This window comes from Aeromicrobium jepli (genome assembly GCF_047246605.1).
Lineage (GTDB): Bacteria > Actinomycetota > Actinomycetes > Propionibacteriales > Nocardioidaceae > Aeromicrobium.
On record NZ_JBFOKO010000009.1, the window covers coordinates 95,019 to 111,877 of the forward strand.

The following is a 16,859-nucleotide window of genomic DNA, read 5'->3' on the forward strand; positions in this document are numbered from 1 at the left end:
AACTCAGCGAGCCGGTGGGTCAGCCGAAGGGCCAGCGGTTGTCCGGGATCGTGAGGCCGCGGCCGAGCTCGTGGGCGCGACGGTTCCAGTCCATCGTCCGCGCGGCGATCCAGTAGCGCTGCTGCGCCATCAGCATCGGCAGGCTCGAGGCCACCACCTGCGGGAACGACGTGCCCATGGTGACCGCCAGCTCGCGCGCGGCGCGGGCGTCGTGCGCGGCGTCGTGGGCCTTGTCCAGGCGCACGCCGTAGTGCGCGGCGACGTCGCTGAGGCGACGCTGGCCGCGGCGGTCGCGGTCGACGCCCCAGTCGATGACGAACGGGTCGACGACGAGCAGCGCGTCCCAGTCGGGCTGGTCGAGCTGGTGCCGCTCGGCCTCGGCGCGCAGCAGCGTGAGGTCGAACGAGGCGTTGTAGACGACCAGGCCGATGCGGCGCTGGACCAGGTCGTGGACCCACGCGAGCACCGGGCGCAGCGCCTGCGCCGACATCGGCGAGGACGCCAGGTCGGACGCCGTGATGCCGTGGATGTCCGCGGAGGACTCCGGGATCGGGACGCCGGGGTTGACCATGCCCATGAGGTCGCCGCCCACGTCGGACAGGGCGGCGAAGCTCAGGATGCGGTCCCGGCGCGGGTCGATGCCCGTCGTCTCGAAGTCGAGCGACGCGAGCGGCCGCCGGTACCAGGCGTTGGGGTCGTCTAGCGGGGGCAGGACGTTCTTGGCGCGCCTGCCGGTGCCGGTGCGGGCCGGCTCCTCGGCTGGTCTGGCGGACGCGTCAGGCATGGGGTTCCTCTCGGTGGTGATCCGTCGTCTTCTCTCCCGCCGAGGGTGGCGCGTCCTGCTGCGCCAACCGTCCCTTGAGGCTGTTCACCTCGCGCTTGCGTCGTCGTGCCGCGGCCAGGACGGCGATCAGGGCGACCGCCGCCAGCACGCCGGCGACGAACCCGAAGAACGTCGCCCACTGGAAGCCCGGCGCCTCGTTCACCAGCGTGATCCAGCCGGCGTCCGACGCGCTGTTGTCGCCCCAGCTGATCGACAGCGTGAGCCAGTTCGGCGCGGCGAGCGCCACGGCCACGACGACCACGGCGATCCGCCACGGCCAGCGCAGGAACGAGCGCCTGACCTGCCACAGCAGCAGCACCGGCACGAAGCTGAAGACGAATCCGTAGAACAGTCCCCAGAAGATGCCGACGCTCATCCGCCCGTCCACCTGGGCCCCGACGCGCTGGGCCCACCAGCGCGGCAGGGCGGCCGCCAGGATGCCGTAGACGATCGCGGCGACGACGACGAGTCCGAGCACGACGACGATGCGCCGCACCCAGATCTCGGACCCGGTCCGAGCACCGGGTCCTTCAGCTGGCAGACCCGCGTCGCGGGAGCTCACGGGGTCGGCCATGGCTCCATTCTGACACTCACCGCGGACACTGGACAGGGACCACTCCGCTAGGCTTTGCCGCAAGCCCATGCTCCTCCTCGTCGCGCTGCACTTTCTCGCCGCGGCGACCTCCCCTGTGCTGGTCCGCATGCTGGATCGACGGGCGTTCCTGATCCTCGCGCTGGTCCCGGCCGCCTCGTTCGCCTACCTGCTCGGGCCCGTCGGACGCGCCACGGACGGCGAGGTCACCCACGAGCGCTGGGCGTGGATCTCGACGATCGGGCTGGACGTCGACTTCACGGTGAACGCCCTCAGCGGCATCGTCGCGCTGCTCGTCACGGGCGTCGGCGCGCTCGTCCTCGTCTACTGCGCCTGGTACTTCCGGCCGAACGACACCGAGATCTGGCGATTCTCGGGCGTCCTGACCGGATTCGCCGGTGCGATGCTCGGCCTCGTCCTGGCGGACAACGTCTACCTGCTCTACGTGTTCTGGGAGCTCACGACCGTCCTGTCGTTCCTGCTCATCGGCCACAACCCCGAGCGTCGCGCCAACCGCCGCGCCGCCGTCGAGGCCCTGATCGTCACGACGTTCGGCGGACTGGCGATGCTCGTCGGCCTCGTGGGCCTGCACCTGCTGAGCGGCACGGCGCGCCTCAGCGAGATCCTGGTCGACCCGCCCGACGCGGGCGCCGCGCTCACCGCCTCGATCGCGCTGGTCCTGGTGGGCGCCCTGTCGAAGTCGGCGCTCGTCCCCTTCCACTTCTGGCTCCCCGGCGCCATGGCCGCTCCCACGCCCGTCAGCGCGTACCTGCACGCCGCGGCGATGGTGAAGGCCGGCGTCTACCTCGTCGCCCTGCTGGCCCCGGCCTTCGCCGCGACGCCCGGCTGGCGTCCCGTGCTGGTCGGCTTCGGCATCACCACGATGATCCTCGGCGGCCTGCGCGCCCTGCGCCAGTACGACATCAAGCTGCTGCTGGCCTACGGCACCGTCAGCCAGCTCGGCTTCCTCGTCGCGGTCGTCGGCGTCGGCACCCGCGCGGCGGCCTTCGCCGGCCTCGCCCTGCTGTGCGCCCACGCCCTGTTCAAGTCGGCGCTGTTCCTCGTGGTCGGCATCATCGACCGCTCGGTCGGCACGCGTGACCTGCGCGACCTGTCCGGCATGCGCGCCGCGCGTCCCGCGCTGTTCGTCATCACCCTCACGGCTGCCGCGTCGATGGCGGGCCTGCCCATCCTGTTCGGGTTCACGGCGAAGGAGGCCGCCTTCGCGGCGTTCGTCGACCTCGGCGAGGACCTCGGCCACCCGGGCTGGGGCCTGGTCGCGCTCGCCGGCATCGTGGTCGGCTCCATCCTGACGGTGGCCTACTCGGCGCGGTTCGTGTGGGGCGCCTTCGCGGACAAGCCCGGCACCGAGCCGTGCCGCCCGCGCGCGTTCTCGCCCATGTTCACCGCGGTCCCGGGCGTGCTGGCCGCACTGAGCGTCGTGACCGGCCTCGCCGGCCCGTTCCTGACCCCGCGCATCGCGAGCTACGCGGAGGCGTTCCCGGCCGGCGCCCACGAGGCGGTGCTGACCCTGTGGCACGGCTTCACGCCCGCGCTGTGGCTCTCGGTCGTCGCCGTGGCCACCGGCATCGCGCTGTTCGTGTGGCGGCGCCCCGTCGCCGCGGCCCAGCACGCCGTCGTCGACCGCCTGCCGATGCCCGACGCCGAGCGCGCCTACCAGGGCGTCATGCGCGGCGTGGACCGCCTGGCCGTCGAGGTCACCGGCACGACGCAGCGTGGCTCCCTGCCGGTCTACCTCGGCATCATCCTGGTCACTCTCGTCGTCGTGCCGGGCACGGCGCTCGTGCGCGCGTGGCGCACGCCCGACGTGCTCCTGGCGGACAACTCGCTGCAGATCGTCGCCGGCCTGATCATCGTGGCCGCCGCCGTCTTCACGGTGCGGTCGCGCCGCCGCCTGCGCGCCGTCCTGCTGCTCGGCGTGACGGGCTACGGCACCGCGATCCTGTTCGTGGCGCACGGCGCGCCGGACCTCGCGCTGACGCAGGCGCTCGTCGAGACGTTCCTGCTGGTCACGTTCGTGCTGGTCATGCGCCGGCTCCCCCCGTTCTTCAGCGACCGGCCGTTCAACATCGCGCGCTGGTGGCGCGTCGGCGTCGGCACCGCGACCGGCCTCGCCGTCGCGGGCTTCGCGTTCGTGGCCACCAACGCGCGCACGGCCGACCCCATCTCGGACGGCTGGGCCAAGCCCGCCTACGAGTACGGCGGCGGCAAGAACATCGTCAACGTCGCGCTCGTCGACATCCGCGCGTGGGACACGATCGGCGAGCTCAGCGTGCTCGTCGTCGCGGCCACGGGCATCGCGAGCCTCATCTTCCTGTTGACCGACCGCTCCGGCCGCCGCCCGCGCCCCGGACCGCCCCCGGCCACCAGCACGCGCAACTCGTGGCTCTCCGCCACGCCCCAGGAGCAGCGCCGCTCGATCGTCTTCGAGATCGTGACGCGGCTGATCTTCCACACCGTCGTGATCTTCTCGGTGTACCTGATGATCTCGGGCCACAACTCCCCCGGCGGCGGCTTCGCCGGCGGCCTCATCGCCGGCCTCGCGCTGATGATCCGGTACCTCGCCGGCGGACGGCGCGAGCTCGACGCGGCGGCGCCCGTCGACGCCGGCCTCGTGCTGGGCACGGGCCTGGCCACCGCGGCGCTGTCCGGCCTGCTGCCGACCCTCCTCGGCGGCGGCGTGCTGCAGAGCGCCACGGTCGACATCGCCATCCCCGTCCTCGGCGAGCTGCACCTGGTCACGTCCGTCTTCTTCGACATCGGCGTGTACCTCGTGGTCGTCGGCCTGGCCCTCGACGTGCTGCGCAGCCTCGGCAACGGCATCGACGCCCACATCGAGGACGAGGGCAGCACCGACCCCACCAGCGAGGTGACGGCATGACCGCCAATCTGGTCCTGATCATCGTGGTGGGCGTCCTCGTCGGCTGCGGGACGACCCTCATCCTGGAGCGCAGCCTGACCCGTGTCCTCGTGGGCTTCGTGCTCGTCGGCAACGGCGTCAACGTGCTGTTCCTCGTCTCCTCCGGTCCCGCCGGCTCGGCGCCGATCCTCGGGCTGAGCTCCGAGCGCATGGCCGACCCGCTGCCGCAGGCCATGGCCCTGACCGCCATCGTCATCACGCTGGGCACCACGGCGTTCGGCCTCGCATTGGCGTACCGCGCGTGGCAGCTCACCGGCACCGACGACGTCCAGGACGACGTCGAGGACGACCTGATCCGGCGCCGCGCCGAGCGCGACCAGGTCTCGGCGACCTTCGTCGACGCCGACGACTCCGAGCTGCCCGACGAGGCCTACCTCGGGGACGACCCCGTCGTCGTGCCGCTCAAGGAAGGCGAGTCCGCATGAGCGACACCCTCCTCGACCAGCTCGTCCTGGCGCCCGTCCTGCTGCCGCTGCTCGGCGCCGGCCTGTGCCTGGCGTTCGGCCGCTTCGCCGTGCCGCAGCGCGTCATCAGCATCGTCACCCTGATCCTCGTCGTGGCGTCGGCGTCGATTCTGCTCGTGCGCGCCGACCGGGACGGACCCCAGTCCTTCGCCGTGGGCGGCTGGCCCGCCGAGATCGGCATCAGCCTCGTCGCCGACCGGCTCAGCTCGCTGCTGCTGCTGATCTCGACGATCGTCACGCTGTGCGTCCTGCTGTACTCGATCGGCCAGGGCATCGTCGAGTTCGGCCGCGACAGCCCGCTGTCGGTCTTCTACCCGACGTTCCTCGTCCTGAGCGCCGGCGTCTCCAACGCGTTCCTCTCGGCCGACCTGTTCAACCTCTTCGTCGGGTTCGAGATCCTGCTGGCCTCGTCCTACGTGCTCATCACGCTCGGCGGCACCGAGGCGCGTGTCCGGTCGGGCACGATCTACATCATCGTGAGCCTGGCGTCCTCGGCGCTGTTCCTCACCGCGCTGGCGTGCGTCTACGCCGCGACCGGCACGGTCAACATGGCGCAGCTGGCCCAGCGGATCCCCGAGCTGCCCGAGCCCGTCGGCACGCTGCTGCAGCTCATGCTGCTGCTGACGTTCGCGGTGAAGGCGGCCGTGTTCCCGCTGTCGGCCTGGCTGCCCGACTCCTACCCCACCGCCCCCGCACCGGTCACGGCCGTGTTCGCCGGCCTGCTGACCAAGGTCGGCGTCTACGCGATGCTGCGCACCCAGACCCTGCTGTTCCCCACGCACGAGCTGCGCACGCTGCTGCTGTGGGCGGCGATCCTGACGATGGTGGTCGGCATCCTGGGCGCCGTCGCGCAGTCGGACATCAAGCGTGTCCTGTCGTTCACGCTGGTCAGCCACATCGGCTACATGCTCTTCGGCATCGCCATCGCGACCGAGCTGGGCTTCGCCGGGGCGATCTTCTACATCGTCCACCACATCACGGTGCAGACCACGCTGTTCCTCGTCGCGGGCCTCGTCGAGTACCGCGCCGGGACCACCAACCTGGACCGGATCGGCGGCCTCGCCCGGCACGCCCCGGCCCTGTCCGTGCTGTTCTTCGTCCCGGCGATGAACCTGGCCGGCATCCCGCCGTTCTCCGGCTTCCTGGGCAAGCTCGCCCTGCTCGAGGCCGGTGCCGAGGTCGGCGACTGGCTGGCGCTCGCCGGCGTCGCGGCCGCCGTCGTCACGAGCCTGCTGACGCTCTACGCGATCGCCAAGATCTGGAACCGCGCCTTCTGGCAGCCCGCCGAGGAGTCCGAGGGCGACACCCCCGTGCCGTTCGACCCGATCGCGTTCGGTGGCTCGCTGCACGGGCGCCGCGGGGTCTCCACGGCCACCCAGCGGGGCACCACTTGGGAGGTCGACACGACGCAGGAGCGGCTGCCCCTGCGGATGGCGCTGCCCACGCTGGCCCTGGGCCTCGTGACCGTCGCGCTCACGGTCTTCGCGGCACCGCTGTTCTCGCTCTCGGAGCGCGCGGCCGACGAGCTGCACGACCGCACCCCGTACATCGAGGCGGTGCTGGGCGATGGGTGACCGCACGCGTGCCGGCCTGCAGCTGTGGCAGCTGCCGGTCATCGCCTGGCTGACGATCGTCTGGCTCCTGCTGTGGGGCGAGGTCACGCCGATCACGCTCCTGGGCGGCCTGCTCGTGAGCGCGCTCATCATGGTGGTCTTCCCGTTCCCGCGGGTCTCGGTCGACGGCACGATCCGGCCGTGGCGCACCCTCGTGCTGCTCGCCCGGTTCCTGTACGACCTCACGGTCGCCAGCTTCATCGTCGCGTGGCTCGCGATCCGGCCCGGCCGCCCGCCGGGCAGCGCGGTGATCCTCGTCGAGCTGGTCAGCGACTCCGACCTGCGCCAGACGCTGACCGGCGAGCTCATCTCGCTCGTCCCGGGCTCGCTGCTGATCGAGCTCGACTCGCGCGGCCGCCGCATGTGGCTGCACGTCCTCGACGCGGACACCCCCGAGAAGGTCGCCTCCGCCCGCCGCAAGGCCCGCATGCAGGAGCACCGCCTGCTGCAGGCCATCGGCCCGGCCGACGAGGTGGCCGAGAGCGAACGACGACTGCGGGAGGACGCATGACCTTCGTCGGCTACGTGTGCGCCGTGTTCCTGGGACTGACCGGGATCATGTGCCTCATCCGGATCGTGCGCGGTCCGACGATGCTCGACCGCACGATCGCCGCCGACGTCTTCGTCGCGGCGTGCGTCGGCGCGATCGGCGTGGAGGCCGCGATCGGGCGGCACAGCACGACGCTGCCGATCCTCGTCGCGCTCGCGCTCATCGCCTTCCTGGGCTCGGTCAGCATCGCGCGGTACGCCGCGCACGGCGGCGGGAGCGTCCGCTCATGAGCCTCGACACCGTGCGCGACGTCGTCGCCGGGACGTTCCTCATCCTGGGCGCGGGATTCGCGTTCGTCGCCGCGGTGGGCGTCGTCCGCTTCCCGGACCTGCTGCGCCGCATGCACGCCGCCACCAAGCCCCAGACGTTCGGCCTGCTGCTGATCCTGGCGGGCCTAGCGCTGCGCATCGACAGCCTCAGCGACCTGACGCTCGTGGCGGTCGTGGCGCTTTTCCAGCTGCTCACCGCGCCGGTCTCGGCCCACATGGTGGGCCGCGCCGCGTTCCGCGCCGGTCAGGTCGACCGCGACGAGCTGACGGTCGACGAGGCCGACTGACCCTGCGGCGTCAGTCGGCGAGGTCGACGACGACGGGCGCGTGGTCGCTCGCGCCCTTGCCCTTGCGCTCCTCGCGGTCGATCCAGGCACCCTGGACCCGCTCGGCGAGCGCCGGCGAGCCGAGCACGAAGTCGATCCGCATGCCCTTCTTCTTGGGGAAGCTGAGCTGCGTGTAGTCCCAGTACGTGTAGACGCCGGGGCCGGGCGTGTGCGGGCGCACGACGTCGGCGTAGCCGGTGTCGACGATCGCGGAGAACGCGGCGCGCTCGGCCGGCGAGACGTGCGTCTTGCCCTCGAACACGGCCATGTCCCACACGTCCTCGTCCTGCGGCGCGATGTTCCAGTCGCCGGTGAGCGCGATCTGCGCGGCCGGGTCCTTCGCGAGCCACTGCTCGCCGGACTCGCGCAGGCGCGCCAGCCACTCGAGCTTGTACGCGTAGTGCTCGTGGTCGAGCGTGCGGCCGTTGGGCACGTAGAGGCTCCACATCCGCACGCCGCCGCACGTGGCGCCGATCGCGCGGGGCTCGAGCAGGTCCTCGAACTGGGGCTGGTCGACGCTGAACGAGCGCTCGACGTCCTCGAGGCCGACGCGCGAGATGATCGCGACGCCGTTCCACTGGTTGACGCCGACGTGGGCGAACTCGTAGCCGAGCGACGCCAGCTCCAGTCCCGGGAACTGGTCCTCGCGGCACTTCGTCTCCTGGATGGCCAGGACGTCGACGTCGTTGCGGTCGATCCAGCTGACGACGCGGTCGATGCGGCTGCGGATGGAGTTGACGTTCCAGGTGGCGATCCGCATCAGAAGTCGACCCGCAGCGGGTAGGAGGACCGGCCGTCCGCCGGGGTGTTCACGCCGAGCACGTGGGTCAACTGGATCTCATTCCTCTCGAAGGCCAGCCTCGAGCCTGCCATGTACAGGCCCCAGACCTTCGCCCGGCCCACGCTGACCTCCTCGAGAGCCTCATCCCAGTGGTCGACGAGGTTCTGGCACCACGCGGTGAGCGTGAGGGCGTAGTGGTCGCGCAGGTTCTCGGCGTGCCGGACCTCGAAGCCGGCGTCCTGCATCGCCGTGACGATCGTGCCGGAGCCGGCGAGCTCGCCGTCGGGGAAGACGTAGCGGTCGATGAACTGGCCCGCCGTGGCCTTGCCCCGGTTGTCGCGCCGCGTGATGCAGTGGTTGAGCATGCGGCCGTCGGGCTTGACCTTGCTGCGCGCGAACGCGAAGTAGTCGCCGTAGTTCCGCACGCCGATGTGCTCGGTCATGCCGATCGAGCTGATGGCGTCGAAGCCGGACTCGGCGACGTCGCGGTAGTCGCTGAAGCGGACCTCGGCGAGGTCGGACAGGCCCTCGCGCTCGATCGCCGCCTGCGCCCACTGCGCCTGCTCGCGCGAGAGCGTGACGCCGAGCGCGCGCACGCCGTAGTGCCGCGCCGCGTGGCGCACCATGCCGCCCCAGCCGCAGCCCATGTCGAGCAGCCGGTCGCCCGGCTTGAGGTCGAGCTTGCGGCAGACGAGGTCGTACTTCTCGGCCTGCGCCTCCTCGAGGCTGGCATCGGCCTTGGGGAAGACGGCACACGTGTACGTCATCGACGGGCCCAGCACGAGCTCGTAGAACCGGTTGGACACGTCGTAGTGGTGCTCGATGGCGCCGGCGTCGCGGTCCTTGCTGTGCCGCAGGCCCTCGAGCGCGCGACGCCACTTGGGCAGGTGCTCCTCGGCCGGCGGCGTGGGCGGCTTGAGGTTGCCGAAGCCGAGGCTGCGGACGATCTGCAGCATCTCGGGCGCGCTGGGCACGCGGAAGCGCAGCCGGCTCATGAGCGCCTGCATGATGTCGTACGGGTCGCCCGGGTGGACGCCCTCGACCTCGAGGTCGCCCGAGACGTACGCCCGCGCGAAGCCGAGGTCGCCCGGTGCCGTCATCAGGTAGGACAGGCCGCGCTCGTTCAGCAGCCGCAGGCGCAGGCGCGAGTCCTCGGGCCCGAGCGCGCTGCCGTCGAAGGCCTCGAAGCGGATGGGCATGCCGTCGCGCAGCAGCCGGTCGAACGCCTCCGCGATGGTGAGCCGGGGTTCCGATGCGATGCTCATGAGTTCCTCACTGCCTTGTCGTAGAGAGTGGTGAGACGAGCGCCGGGGTCGTACCGGTCACGCAACCGGTCCAGGCCTGCGGTGTCGTAGAGGGAGTCGAAGGTCGCGCGGTCGTAGAAGGCCTCGGAGTACAGCGACTTGTGGCCGCCGAGCCGGTGCACCTCGGCCTCGACGCGGCGGTTGACGGTGCCGGGCTCGGCGTCCGCCGGCACGACGACCGTGCCCCAGAAGCCGACGTTCACGTAGACCTCGCCCGGCGTCAGGGGGTAGGTGGGCCAGGCGCGCCGCGTCCGCAGCGGGCACAGCCACACGGGCCGCATCCCGATCTCGCGGTCGAACCAGGCCAGGAACTCGTCGAGCCGGTCGAGCGGCACCTCGATGTCCTGGATGACGCGCTCGCGGCCGGGCACCCCCTTGACCCGGTCGAGGACGCGGCTGAGGCCGACCTTGGCGTCGAGGCCGATGAGGCGGTGGTAGACGTCGCTGCGCCGCCAGCGTCGCGGCCAGACCCGCCGCACCCGCGGGTTCTGCGCGCCGAACGCGCCGGAGCACCAGAACCAGTCGGTGTCCCAGCGCCACAGGTAGTCGGCGATCGTGAGCACGTCCTCGCGGCGGCGCTGGATCGAGCGGTAGTAGATGTCCTGGCCGGTGTAGTCGCTCGTGGGCAGGTCGCTGTCGGCGAAGTGCGCGAGCGTCAGGTAGACCTCGTCCGGGCTGAAGGCCGTGCCGTCGACCGCGTCCACGGCGATGCCGTCCCACGTGCCCGACTCGGCGATGTGGGCGATCGCCTTCGCGGCCTCGGCGCCGCCGTCGAAGCGGACGTGGCGCAGGCGCACCTGGCGGGGCGCCTCCTCGAGCGAGATCCGCAGGCGGACGGCGTAGCCGAGGCTGCCGTAGGAGTTGGGGAACGCGGCGAACAGCTCGGCGTGCTCGTTGTCGGGGGCGGCCGTCACGATCTCGCCCGAGCCGGTGAGCACGTCCATCTCGAGGACGGCCTCGTGCGGCAGGCCCAGGCGCAGCGACGTGGACTCGATGCCCAGGCCGGTGACCGCGCCGCCGAGCGTGATGGTGCGCAGCTGCGGGACGACCGTGGGCATCAGGCCGTGGGCGAGGGTCTCGTCGACGAGCCGCTCGTACGTGCACATGCCCTGCACGTCGGCCGTGCGCGCGACCGGGTCGATCGCGATGACGCCGTCGAGGCCGGAGACGTCCAGGCCGGGAGCGTCGTGCGCCGTGCGCGGGCGGAACAGGTTGGAGGTCGTCTTGGCGAGCCGGACGGGCGCCCCGTCCGGGATGGCGTGCCAGGAGGCGCGGAGGGCTTCGACTGCGCGTTCGTGCTTCGTCCACCCCTGCATGATTCGCAGGCTATCCCCGTGGACCGACAACCAGCCAGACCAGGGTCTCGGCGTCCCGGTCGCCGGTCAGCACGAGGCGGGCCGGATCGGCGATCCGCAGCTCGTCGCCGGGGCCGAGGCGGGATCCGGCGACCGTCACCGTCCCGCGGGTCACGTGGAGCAGGACGCCGTGGGGCGCGTCCACCACGATCGGCTCGGCGGGCCGGGCCACGAGCAGCCGCGCGCCGGCGTGCACCGGCACCGTCTCGTGCAGTCCGGGCCCGTCCGGGACCTCGACCTGCGCGTACTCCGGGGCGCCCCAGTTCGTGCTGCGCAGCATCATCTGGACGAAGCGAAGCGGCTCGGTGTCGCTGCCGTTGCGCTCGGCGTGTGTCACGCCCTCGCCGGCGCTGAGCCGCTGGGCGAGGCCGGGCCGGACGAGGCCGCGCTGGCCGGTCGAGTCCTCGTGCGCCAGGACGCCCTCGAGCACCCACGTGACGATGTCGGCGTCGCTGTGGTGGTGCTCGTCGTAGCCGGCGCCCGGCGCGATCCGCTCCTCGTTGATCGCCACGACCGGCCCGAAGCCGACGTTCGCGGCGTCGTAGTGCCGCCCGTACGAGAACGAGTGCAGCGTCTCGGTCCCCTCCCCCACCGTGCGGTAGCGCTCGGCGGAGCGACGCGGCTCAGGCATAGCCGAGCTCGTGCAGGCGCGCGTCGTCGATGCCGAAGAAGTGGGCGATCTCGTGGACCACGGTGATGCGGACCTCCTCGACCACGTCCTCCTCGGTCTCGCAGATCGCGAGCGTGGGGTTGCGGTAGACGAAGATCCGGTCGGGGACGACGCCCGCGTAGGTCGAGTCGCGCTCGGTGAGCGGGATGCCGTCGTAGAGGCCCAGCAGGTGCGGGTCGTGCGGCGGGGCGTCGTCCTCGATGAACAGCACCACGTTGTCGAGCAGGTCCGACAGCTCGGTCGGCACGTCGGCCAGGGCCGCGGTCACCAGCTCCTCGAACCGGTCCGGGTCGACGTCGATCACGCGCCCGAGTCTAGGCGGCTCCCCGAGGCGGCGGCAGTGACGTTCGCAGGGCCGACACGCCCGTGCGGACCGCGCGAACGTCACCGTCACCGCTTCGGGGCGGCCCTCGCGAGTGCCCTATGCTGGACGGGCTGCTCGGCCCCCTTCGTCTAGCGGCCTAGGACGCCGCCCTTTCAAGGCGGTAGCGCGGGTTCGAATCCCGTAGGGGGTACCACCGCGCGTCAGGACGAGGGGCCGAAGAACTCCTCCATCAGCACGCGCACGAGCCGCTCCACGACGGCCTCGGCCGGCTCGCGGCCCGGCTCGTCCGCCCGGAGCCAGTCCATGAGGAACCAGACCATCCCGGCGTGGACGACCGTCACGCGCGTGCCGGCGAAGTCGACCGCGTCGCGCAGCGGGGACTTCTCGGCGGTCTGCTCGCGCAGCAGGTCGACGAGCGCCCCCTGTAGCTCCAGGGTGGGAGCGCCGTCGAGGACCCGCAGGTAGAACGCTCGGTGCCGGTCGAGGTGCGAGACGAGGTCCGCGAGCAGCGCCCGCGCCTCGGCCCGCACGACGGCCGGCGAGTCGTCGCGGCCGGCGGGCTCGGGCGGGAACACCGCCCGGAGCCGCACCAGCGCGGACTCGGCCGCGAGCGTCCCGATGCTGCCGCCGCAGTGCTGGTAGAACGTGGGGCGGCTGACCCCGGACCGCGCGACCAGCTCGGTGACCGTGACCTCGTGCAGGGGCCGCTCGTCGAGCAGCGCCGTCATGCCGGCGACGAGCGCGTCGTGAGCCCGCGCGAACCGGGGGTCGGGGGTGCCCATGACCGGTCAGGGCACCAGCACGAGCCGGATCGGGTTGCCGACCTTCTCCTCGAGCTGCTGCACGCCCTTCTCGGCGTCGGTGAGCGGCATCGTGCCGCTGATCGACTCCGAGAAGTCGAGCCGGCCCAGCTCCACGAGGCGGACGAGGTCCACGACGTGGCGCGACTCCGAGCCGTAGTGGCCCAGGACCTGGCGGCGCGTGTACTGGAAGGTGGCGTCGTTCTCGATCGTCAGCGGACCGCCGCTGATGCCCACGAGGACGAGCCGGCCGCCGACGCGCAGGGTCGCGAGCGCCTGCTTGCGCACCGGGGCGACGCCGGCGAAGTCGAGCGCGACGTCGAGCCCCTGGCCGCGAGTGGCCTCGGCGATCCTGGTGGCGAACTCGGGATCGGCGGGGTCGAGCGCGAGGTCCGCGCCGAAGGCCAGGGCGCGCTCCCGGGCCGCCTCGACCGGATCGACCGCGATGATCGGCGCAGCGCCGGCGAAGCGCAGCAGCTGGACGCCGTGCGCACCGAGGCCACCGATGCCCCACACGCCGACGGCCTCGCCCTGACGGACCTGGCCCGTCCACTCGATCGCGCCCCACGGCGTCGAGACCGCGTCGGGGATGATCGCGGCCTGCTCGAACGGCAGGGAGTCCGGGATCGGCACGAGCACGTCGGCCGGCGCGACCACGTACTCGGCCCAGCCGCCGTCGTAGTCGACGCCCATCGTCCAGACCTGGCCGTCGACCTCCTTGCCGGCGCCGACGATGACCCGCTGGCCGATCTCGACGCCGTCCACGCCCTCGCCCAGGGCCTCGACCTCGCCGGCCACCTCGTGGCCCAGCGTGACCTCGTCGCCCTGCAGCAGCAGCGGGTTCAGCAGTCCTTGGATCAGGTGGACGTCCGACAGGCAGATGCCCGCCGCTCGCACGCGCACCCGCACCTCGCCGGCTCCGGGCGTCGGCACCGGCACCTCCTTGATCGCGAAGGTCTTGTCCGCGAAGTTCATCCGTCCTGCCAGCATCGTGTCGGCCACGACTCCTCATCCCTTTCCGGAGAGCGGACCGGGCGCCCCATGCGTCCGTGATCCTGCATCTATTTTACAGATGTAATGCAAATGTCGACGCCACGCGTCGGCCCGTTCGGGACGTTCCCGCCCGCCGATAGACTGGGGCCGCCCGCGTGCGACCCGCACGAGATCCCGACAGAAGCCGAACGTCCCCCGATGCTGCCCCGAATCCTCTCCTCCGCCACCGACGCCGAGGACGAGGTCCCCCGCCTGCCCTGGCCCGTCGCCACCTTCACCCTGCTGACGATGATGGGCGCGCTGGCCGTCGCGCTGACCGCCTCGGACCTGTTCACCGTCGTGACGATGGCCGCCGGCGTGCTCGCCTGCATCGCGGTCTGGCAGACGGTCCGCGATCCGCTCGTGATCGTGTGCCTGACGACGCTGGTGCTGGGCGCCGTGCTGGGCTGGGGACTGGCGTTCTACGACCGCATCTGGTGGTACGACGACCTCATCCACTTCCTGTTCTCGTTCGTGGGCGTCATGGGCGTCGCCCGCGTCGCGCTGCACCGCTTCCGTGCCGAATCGGCCGCGCTGTTGCTGGGCGCCCTCTGGCTGTCGTGGCTCGGCATCGGCGCGCTGTGGGAGATCGCCGAGTGGACCTCGGACCAGCTGCAGTCGACGCACCACTCGCGCGGGTACACCGACACGATGATGGACATGATCCTGAACTCGGCCGGCTCGGCGCTCGGCGCGTGGCTCTACTGGGCGCGCCTGCGCACCCCGGCCGACCGCGCGACCGTCACCGCGTAGGCCGCCTCCGCGACCCCGGCGCGTCCTACGCTGGAGGCGACACGACGGGAGCCGCCATGAGCTTCGACATCCCCACCGGGACCCGCGGGCGCAAGCACACGAGCAATCCGCTCGTACGCCTGGGCAACCGGTTCATGATCCGCCGGGCGCGCCGATCGGACTCCGCCTCCCTCGGCCCGATGCGGCTCCTCGTGCTGACGACGGTCGGCGCGCGCAGCGGCCAGCGCCGCGAGACCCCGCTGGCCTGGTTCCCGGACGCCGGCGGCGGATGGCTCGTGGTCGCCTCCGCGAACGGCGCCGCGCGCAACCCGGCCTGGTACCACAACCTCGCCGCCCACCCCGAGGCGACGATCGAGGTGGGTGGCCGAACCGTTCCTGTCACGGCCGAGCAGCTGCACGGCAGCGAGCGCGAGGAGGCGCTGGCCCGCATCGTCGCCGCCGCGCCGAACTTCGCGGCGTACAACGACAAGACCGACCGCCGGATCCCCGTGATCCGGTTCCGGGAGCGCCCCGCCCCCGCATGACCGCCGGCCCGCTGGGTACCTGCTGGCGAGTCGACAGGAGGCGCGCATGGGCATCAGCCAGGTCACGACGGGGATCCTGCGGATCGAGGACGCCGGCACCAACTGCTACGTCCTCGAGCACGACGACGCGCTGGTGTTCGTGGATGCCGGACTGCCCCGCACGTGGCGCTTCACGCACGAGGCGCTGCGCCGCATCGGGCGCGAGTGGGCTGACGTCACCGACATCGTCGTGACGCATGCGCACTTCGACCACATCGGCTTCGCCGCCAAGGCCCAGCGCGAGTTCGGCGTGCGGGTCTGGGTCCATCCCGAGGACCACCGCATCGCCGCCCACCCGTACCGGTACCAGCCCGGGCGGCCGCGGCTGCTCTACCCGCTGCTGCACCCCGGCTCGATCCCGGTGCTCGGCTCGATGGTCCGGGCGGGCGCCCTGCGGGTGCCGGGCGTCGACGCGATCGAGGACCTCGCCGCCGAGCAGCCCCCGGCCGGACTGCGCGTGATCCACACACCCGGGCACACCGACGGGCACTGCATCCTGCACCTGCCGGACCGCGGCGTCGTGTTCACCGGCGACGCGCTCGTGACCCTCGACCCGTACACGGGGCGCACCGGCCCGCGGGTCGTCGCCCGCGCCGGCACGAAGGACGCGCCCGTTGCGCGGGACTCGCTCGACCTCGTCGCCGCGACGGACGCCGACCTCGTCCTCACCGGTCACGGCGAACCGTGGACCCACGGCGCGGCCGCGGCGGCCCAGCTGGCGCGCAGCCGCGAGATCGCCTGACGCGGTCACTAGGGTCGAAGGCATGTCCGCCGGCCGCTTCGCCCCGTCCCCGTCCGGCGACCTGCACCTGGGCAACCTGCGCACGGCGATCCTGGCGTGGCTCTTCGCCCGCTCGAGCGGCCGCGCGTTCCTCGTGCGCGTCGAGGACCTCGACCGGCAGCGCTCACGTCCGGAGTTCGAGCGGACGCAGCTGGAGGACCTCGCCGCGATGGGACTCACGTGGGACCCGCCGGTCGTGCGCCAGTCCGAGCGCGACGACCTGTACGCGGCGGCGCTGGGCCGGCTCACGACAGCCGGCCTGACGTTCGAGTGCTTCTGCACGCGGCGCGAGATCGCCGAGGCCGTCCGCGCTCCGCACGCGCAGCCGGGGCACTACCCCGGCACGTGCCGGGACCTGACGCCCGAGCAGCGGGACGAGCGGCGCGCCGAGCGCTCCCCCGCCATCCGGCTGCGCGCCGACGCCCCGACCTGGACGGTGCGCGACGAGCTCCACGGCGAGGTGGCCGGCCCTGTCGACGACCTCGTCCTGCGGCGCAACGACGGCGCCCACGCGTACAACCTCGCGGTCGTGGTGGACGACGGCGCCCAGGACGTCGACCAGGTCGTGCGCGGCGAGGACCTGTTCGAGGCCGCCCCGGCCCAGGCCTACCTCGCGCACGCCCTGGGACTGCCCGAGCCGACGTACGCCCACGTCCCCCTCGCGCTCAACGCCGAGGGCCGCCGGCTCGCGAAGCGCGACGGCGCCGTCACCCTGCGCGACCTCTCCCCCGCCGCCGCGTGGGACCTGATCGGGGCCTCGCTGGGCGTCGCGGCACGGTCCCCCGAGGAGCTCCTGGCCGAGCTCGACCCCGCCGACATCCCCCGGAATCCGTGGGTGATCGGGTCATGACCGACCCCGTTTTGGTGACCCGCAGGACCGTCGGGTAGAGTTGCGGTCGCGGTTGATCCGCAAGGTT

The 16,859-nt window shown here is 72.2% G+C and carries 19 protein-coding genes and 1 tRNA gene; 11 read left to right on the forward strand and 9 right to left on the reverse strand.

Features of this window, described 5'->3' with window-relative positions; translation table 11 throughout:
* Positions 1-19: 19 nt before the first annotated feature.
* Entirely contained in the window at positions 20-784 is a 765-nt protein-coding gene (locus tag AB3M81_RS15690) for an exonuclease domain-containing protein (protein ID WP_412904862.1), read from the reverse strand.
* Positions 777-1,397, reverse strand: coding sequence for a hypothetical protein (locus tag AB3M81_RS15695; protein ID WP_412904863.1), 621 nt, complete (start codon positions 1,395-1,397; stop codon positions 777-779). Before AB3M81_RS15695 ends, AB3M81_RS15690 begins: the two co-directional genes overlap by 8 nt.
* A gap of 67 nt (positions 1,398-1,464) precedes the next feature.
* On the opposite strand from AB3M81_RS15695, the gene AB3M81_RS15700 reads away from it, so the two are divergent.
* Genes AB3M81_RS15700 through mnhG form a run of 6 tightly spaced genes read left to right on the forward strand, consistent with a single transcriptional unit; the run spans position 1,465 to position 7,539 of the window.
* Positions 1,465-4,317 (forward strand): Na+/H+ antiporter subunit A, encoded by a 2,853-nt coding sequence (locus AB3M81_RS15700; protein WP_412904864.1) that lies wholly within the window; start codon positions 1,465-1,467, stop codon positions 4,315-4,317.
* Positions 4,314-4,781 (forward strand): Na(+)/H(+) antiporter subunit C, encoded by a 468-nt coding sequence (locus AB3M81_RS15705; RefSeq protein ID WP_412904865.1) that lies wholly within the window; start codon positions 4,314-4,316, stop codon positions 4,779-4,781. The genes AB3M81_RS15700 and AB3M81_RS15705 overlap by 4 nt, the downstream gene beginning before the upstream one ends.
* Positions 4,778-6,394, forward strand: a complete 1,617-nt coding sequence (locus AB3M81_RS15710; protein ID WP_412904866.1) for a Na+/H+ antiporter subunit D — start codon at positions 4,778-4,780, stop codon at positions 6,392-6,394. Before AB3M81_RS15705 ends, AB3M81_RS15710 begins: the two co-directional genes overlap by 4 nt.
* Positions 6,387-6,944 (forward strand): Na+/H+ antiporter subunit E, encoded by a 558-nt coding sequence (locus AB3M81_RS15715; RefSeq protein ID WP_412904867.1) that lies wholly within the window; start codon positions 6,387-6,389, stop codon positions 6,942-6,944. The genes AB3M81_RS15710 and AB3M81_RS15715 overlap by 8 nt, the downstream gene beginning before the upstream one ends.
* Positions 6,941-7,213: an MrpF/PhaF family protein gene (locus AB3M81_RS15720; protein ID WP_412904868.1), complete on the forward strand. Its 273-nt coding sequence runs from the start codon at positions 6,941-6,943 to the stop codon at positions 7,211-7,213. Before AB3M81_RS15715 ends, AB3M81_RS15720 begins: the two co-directional genes overlap by 4 nt.
* Positions 7,210-7,539, forward strand: coding sequence for a monovalent cation/H(+) antiporter subunit G (gene mnhG, locus AB3M81_RS15725; RefSeq protein ID WP_412904869.1), 330 nt, complete (start codon positions 7,210-7,212; stop codon positions 7,537-7,539). The genes AB3M81_RS15720 and mnhG overlap by 4 nt, the downstream gene beginning before the upstream one ends.
* A gap of 10 nt (positions 7,540-7,549) precedes the next feature.
* Here the strand turns inward: mnhG and AB3M81_RS15730 are convergent, their stop codons facing one another.
* The 5 genes from AB3M81_RS15730 to AB3M81_RS15750 are packed head-to-tail and all read right to left on the reverse strand — an operon-like array spanning position 7,550 to position 11,992.
* Positions 7,550-8,338: an exodeoxyribonuclease III gene (locus AB3M81_RS15730; protein ID WP_412904870.1), complete on the reverse strand. Its 789-nt coding sequence runs from the start codon at positions 8,336-8,338 to the stop codon at positions 7,550-7,552.
* A complete protein-coding gene (locus AB3M81_RS15735) occupies positions 8,338-9,624 on the reverse strand; it encodes a class I SAM-dependent methyltransferase (RefSeq protein ID WP_412904871.1) in 1,287 nt (428 codons plus the stop codon). Before AB3M81_RS15735 ends, AB3M81_RS15730 begins: the two co-directional genes overlap by 1 nt.
* Positions 9,621-10,979: an FAD-binding oxidoreductase gene (locus tag AB3M81_RS15740; protein ID WP_412904872.1), complete on the reverse strand. Its 1,359-nt coding sequence runs from the start codon at positions 10,977-10,979 to the stop codon at positions 9,621-9,623. The genes AB3M81_RS15735 and AB3M81_RS15740 overlap by 4 nt, the downstream gene beginning before the upstream one ends.
* 10 nt (positions 10,980-10,989) lie before the next feature.
* Positions 10,990-11,649, reverse strand: coding sequence for a pirin family protein (locus AB3M81_RS15745; RefSeq protein WP_412904873.1), 660 nt, complete (start codon positions 11,647-11,649; stop codon positions 10,990-10,992).
* The gene (locus AB3M81_RS15750; RefSeq protein WP_412904874.1) at positions 11,642-11,992 is read right to left on the reverse strand and encodes a metallopeptidase family protein; all 351 of its coding nucleotides are present in this window, start codon (positions 11,990-11,992) and stop codon (positions 11,642-11,644) included. Before AB3M81_RS15750 ends, AB3M81_RS15745 begins: the two co-directional genes overlap by 8 nt.
* A gap of 138 nt (positions 11,993-12,130) precedes the next feature.
* On the opposite strand from AB3M81_RS15750, the gene AB3M81_RS15755 reads away from it, so the two are divergent.
* Positions 12,131-12,206 (forward strand) — tRNA-Glu (locus AB3M81_RS15755).
* A gap of 7 nt (positions 12,207-12,213) precedes the next feature.
* On the opposite strand, the gene AB3M81_RS15760 is transcribed toward AB3M81_RS15755, so the two are convergent.
* Positions 12,214-12,795 (reverse strand): TetR/AcrR family transcriptional regulator, encoded by a 582-nt coding sequence (locus AB3M81_RS15760; RefSeq protein ID WP_412904875.1) that lies wholly within the window; start codon positions 12,793-12,795, stop codon positions 12,214-12,216.
* A gap of 6 nt (positions 12,796-12,801) precedes the next feature.
* Complete coding sequence (locus AB3M81_RS15765) at positions 12,802-13,815, reverse strand: zinc-binding dehydrogenase (RefSeq protein ID WP_412904876.1); 1,014 nt, start codon at positions 13,813-13,815, stop codon at positions 12,802-12,804.
* A 189-nt stretch (positions 13,816-14,004) separates the two neighbouring features.
* Here AB3M81_RS15765 and AB3M81_RS15770 point away from each other — a divergent pair, with 189 nt between their 5' ends.
* From AB3M81_RS15770 to gluQRS, 4 genes are read left to right on the forward strand one after another with little or no spacing between them, the layout of a single operon-like run.
* Entirely contained in the window at positions 14,005-14,598 is a 594-nt protein-coding gene (locus AB3M81_RS15770) for a DUF2238 domain-containing protein (RefSeq protein WP_412904877.1), read from the forward strand.
* Between the two features lie 56 nt (positions 14,599-14,654).
* Positions 14,655-15,122 (forward strand): nitroreductase family deazaflavin-dependent oxidoreductase, encoded by a 468-nt coding sequence (locus AB3M81_RS15775; protein ID WP_412904878.1) that lies wholly within the window; start codon positions 14,655-14,657, stop codon positions 15,120-15,122.
* A gap of 46 nt (positions 15,123-15,168) precedes the next feature.
* On the forward strand, positions 15,169-15,903 hold the full coding sequence (locus tag AB3M81_RS15780) for an MBL fold metallo-hydrolase (protein ID WP_412904879.1): 735 nt from the start codon (positions 15,169-15,171) through the stop codon (positions 15,901-15,903).
* Positions 15,904-15,925: 22 nt separating this feature from the next.
* On the forward strand, positions 15,926-16,792 hold the full coding sequence (gene gluQRS / locus AB3M81_RS15785; RefSeq protein WP_412904880.1) for a tRNA glutamyl-Q(34) synthetase GluQRS: 867 nt from the start codon (positions 15,926-15,928) through the stop codon (positions 16,790-16,792).
* Positions 16,793-16,859 lie beyond the last annotated feature (67 nt).

Coding starts and splice junctions, on each gene's coding strand:
- AB3M81_RS15700 (WP_412904864.1), top strand. CDS start 1,465: ATGCTCCTCCTCGTCGCGCTGCACTTTCTCGCCGCGGCGACCTCCCCT.
- AB3M81_RS15730 (WP_412904870.1), bottom strand. CDS start 8,338: ATGCGGATCGCCACCTGGAACGTCAACTCCATCCGCAGCCGCATCGAC.
- AB3M81_RS15780 (WP_412904879.1), top strand. CDS start 15,169: ATGGGCATCAGCCAGGTCACGACGGGGATCCTGCGGATCGAGGACGCC.
- AB3M81_RS15760 (WP_412904875.1), bottom strand. CDS start 12,795: ATGGGCACCCCCGACCCCCGGTTCGCGCGGGCTCACGACGCGCTCGTC.
- AB3M81_RS15775 (WP_412904878.1), top strand. CDS start 14,655: ATGAGCTTCGACATCCCCACCGGGACCCGCGGGCGCAAGCACACGAGC.
- AB3M81_RS15690 (WP_412904862.1), bottom strand. CDS start 784: ATGCCTGACGCGTCCGCCAGACCAGCCGAGGAGCCGGCCCGCACCGGC.
- AB3M81_RS15740 (WP_412904872.1), bottom strand. CDS start 10,979: ATGCAGGGGTGGACGAAGCACGAACGCGCAGTCGAAGCCCTCCGCGCC.
- AB3M81_RS15710 (WP_412904866.1), top strand. CDS start 4,778: ATGAGCGACACCCTCCTCGACCAGCTCGTCCTGGCGCCCGTCCTGCTG.
- AB3M81_RS15695 (WP_412904863.1), bottom strand. CDS start 1,397: ATGGCCGACCCCGTGAGCTCCCGCGACGCGGGTCTGCCAGCTGAAGGA.
- AB3M81_RS15735 (WP_412904871.1), bottom strand. CDS start 9,624: ATGAGCATCGCATCGGAACCCCGGCTCACCATCGCGGAGGCGTTCGAC.
- AB3M81_RS15745 (WP_412904873.1), bottom strand. CDS start 11,649: ATGCCTGAGCCGCGTCGCTCCGCCGAGCGCTACCGCACGGTGGGGGAG.
- mnhG (WP_412904869.1), top strand. CDS start 7,210: ATGAGCCTCGACACCGTGCGCGACGTCGTCGCCGGGACGTTCCTCATC.
- AB3M81_RS15715 (WP_412904867.1), top strand. CDS start 6,387: ATGGGTGACCGCACGCGTGCCGGCCTGCAGCTGTGGCAGCTGCCGGTC.
- AB3M81_RS15720 (WP_412904868.1), top strand. CDS start 6,941: ATGACCTTCGTCGGCTACGTGTGCGCCGTGTTCCTGGGACTGACCGGG.
- gluQRS (WP_412904880.1), top strand. CDS start 15,926: ATGTCCGCCGGCCGCTTCGCCCCGTCCCCGTCCGGCGACCTGCACCTG.
- AB3M81_RS15705 (WP_412904865.1), top strand. CDS start 4,314: ATGACCGCCAATCTGGTCCTGATCATCGTGGTGGGCGTCCTCGTCGGC.
- AB3M81_RS15770 (WP_412904877.1), top strand. CDS start 14,005: ATGCTGCCCCGAATCCTCTCCTCCGCCACCGACGCCGAGGACGAGGTC.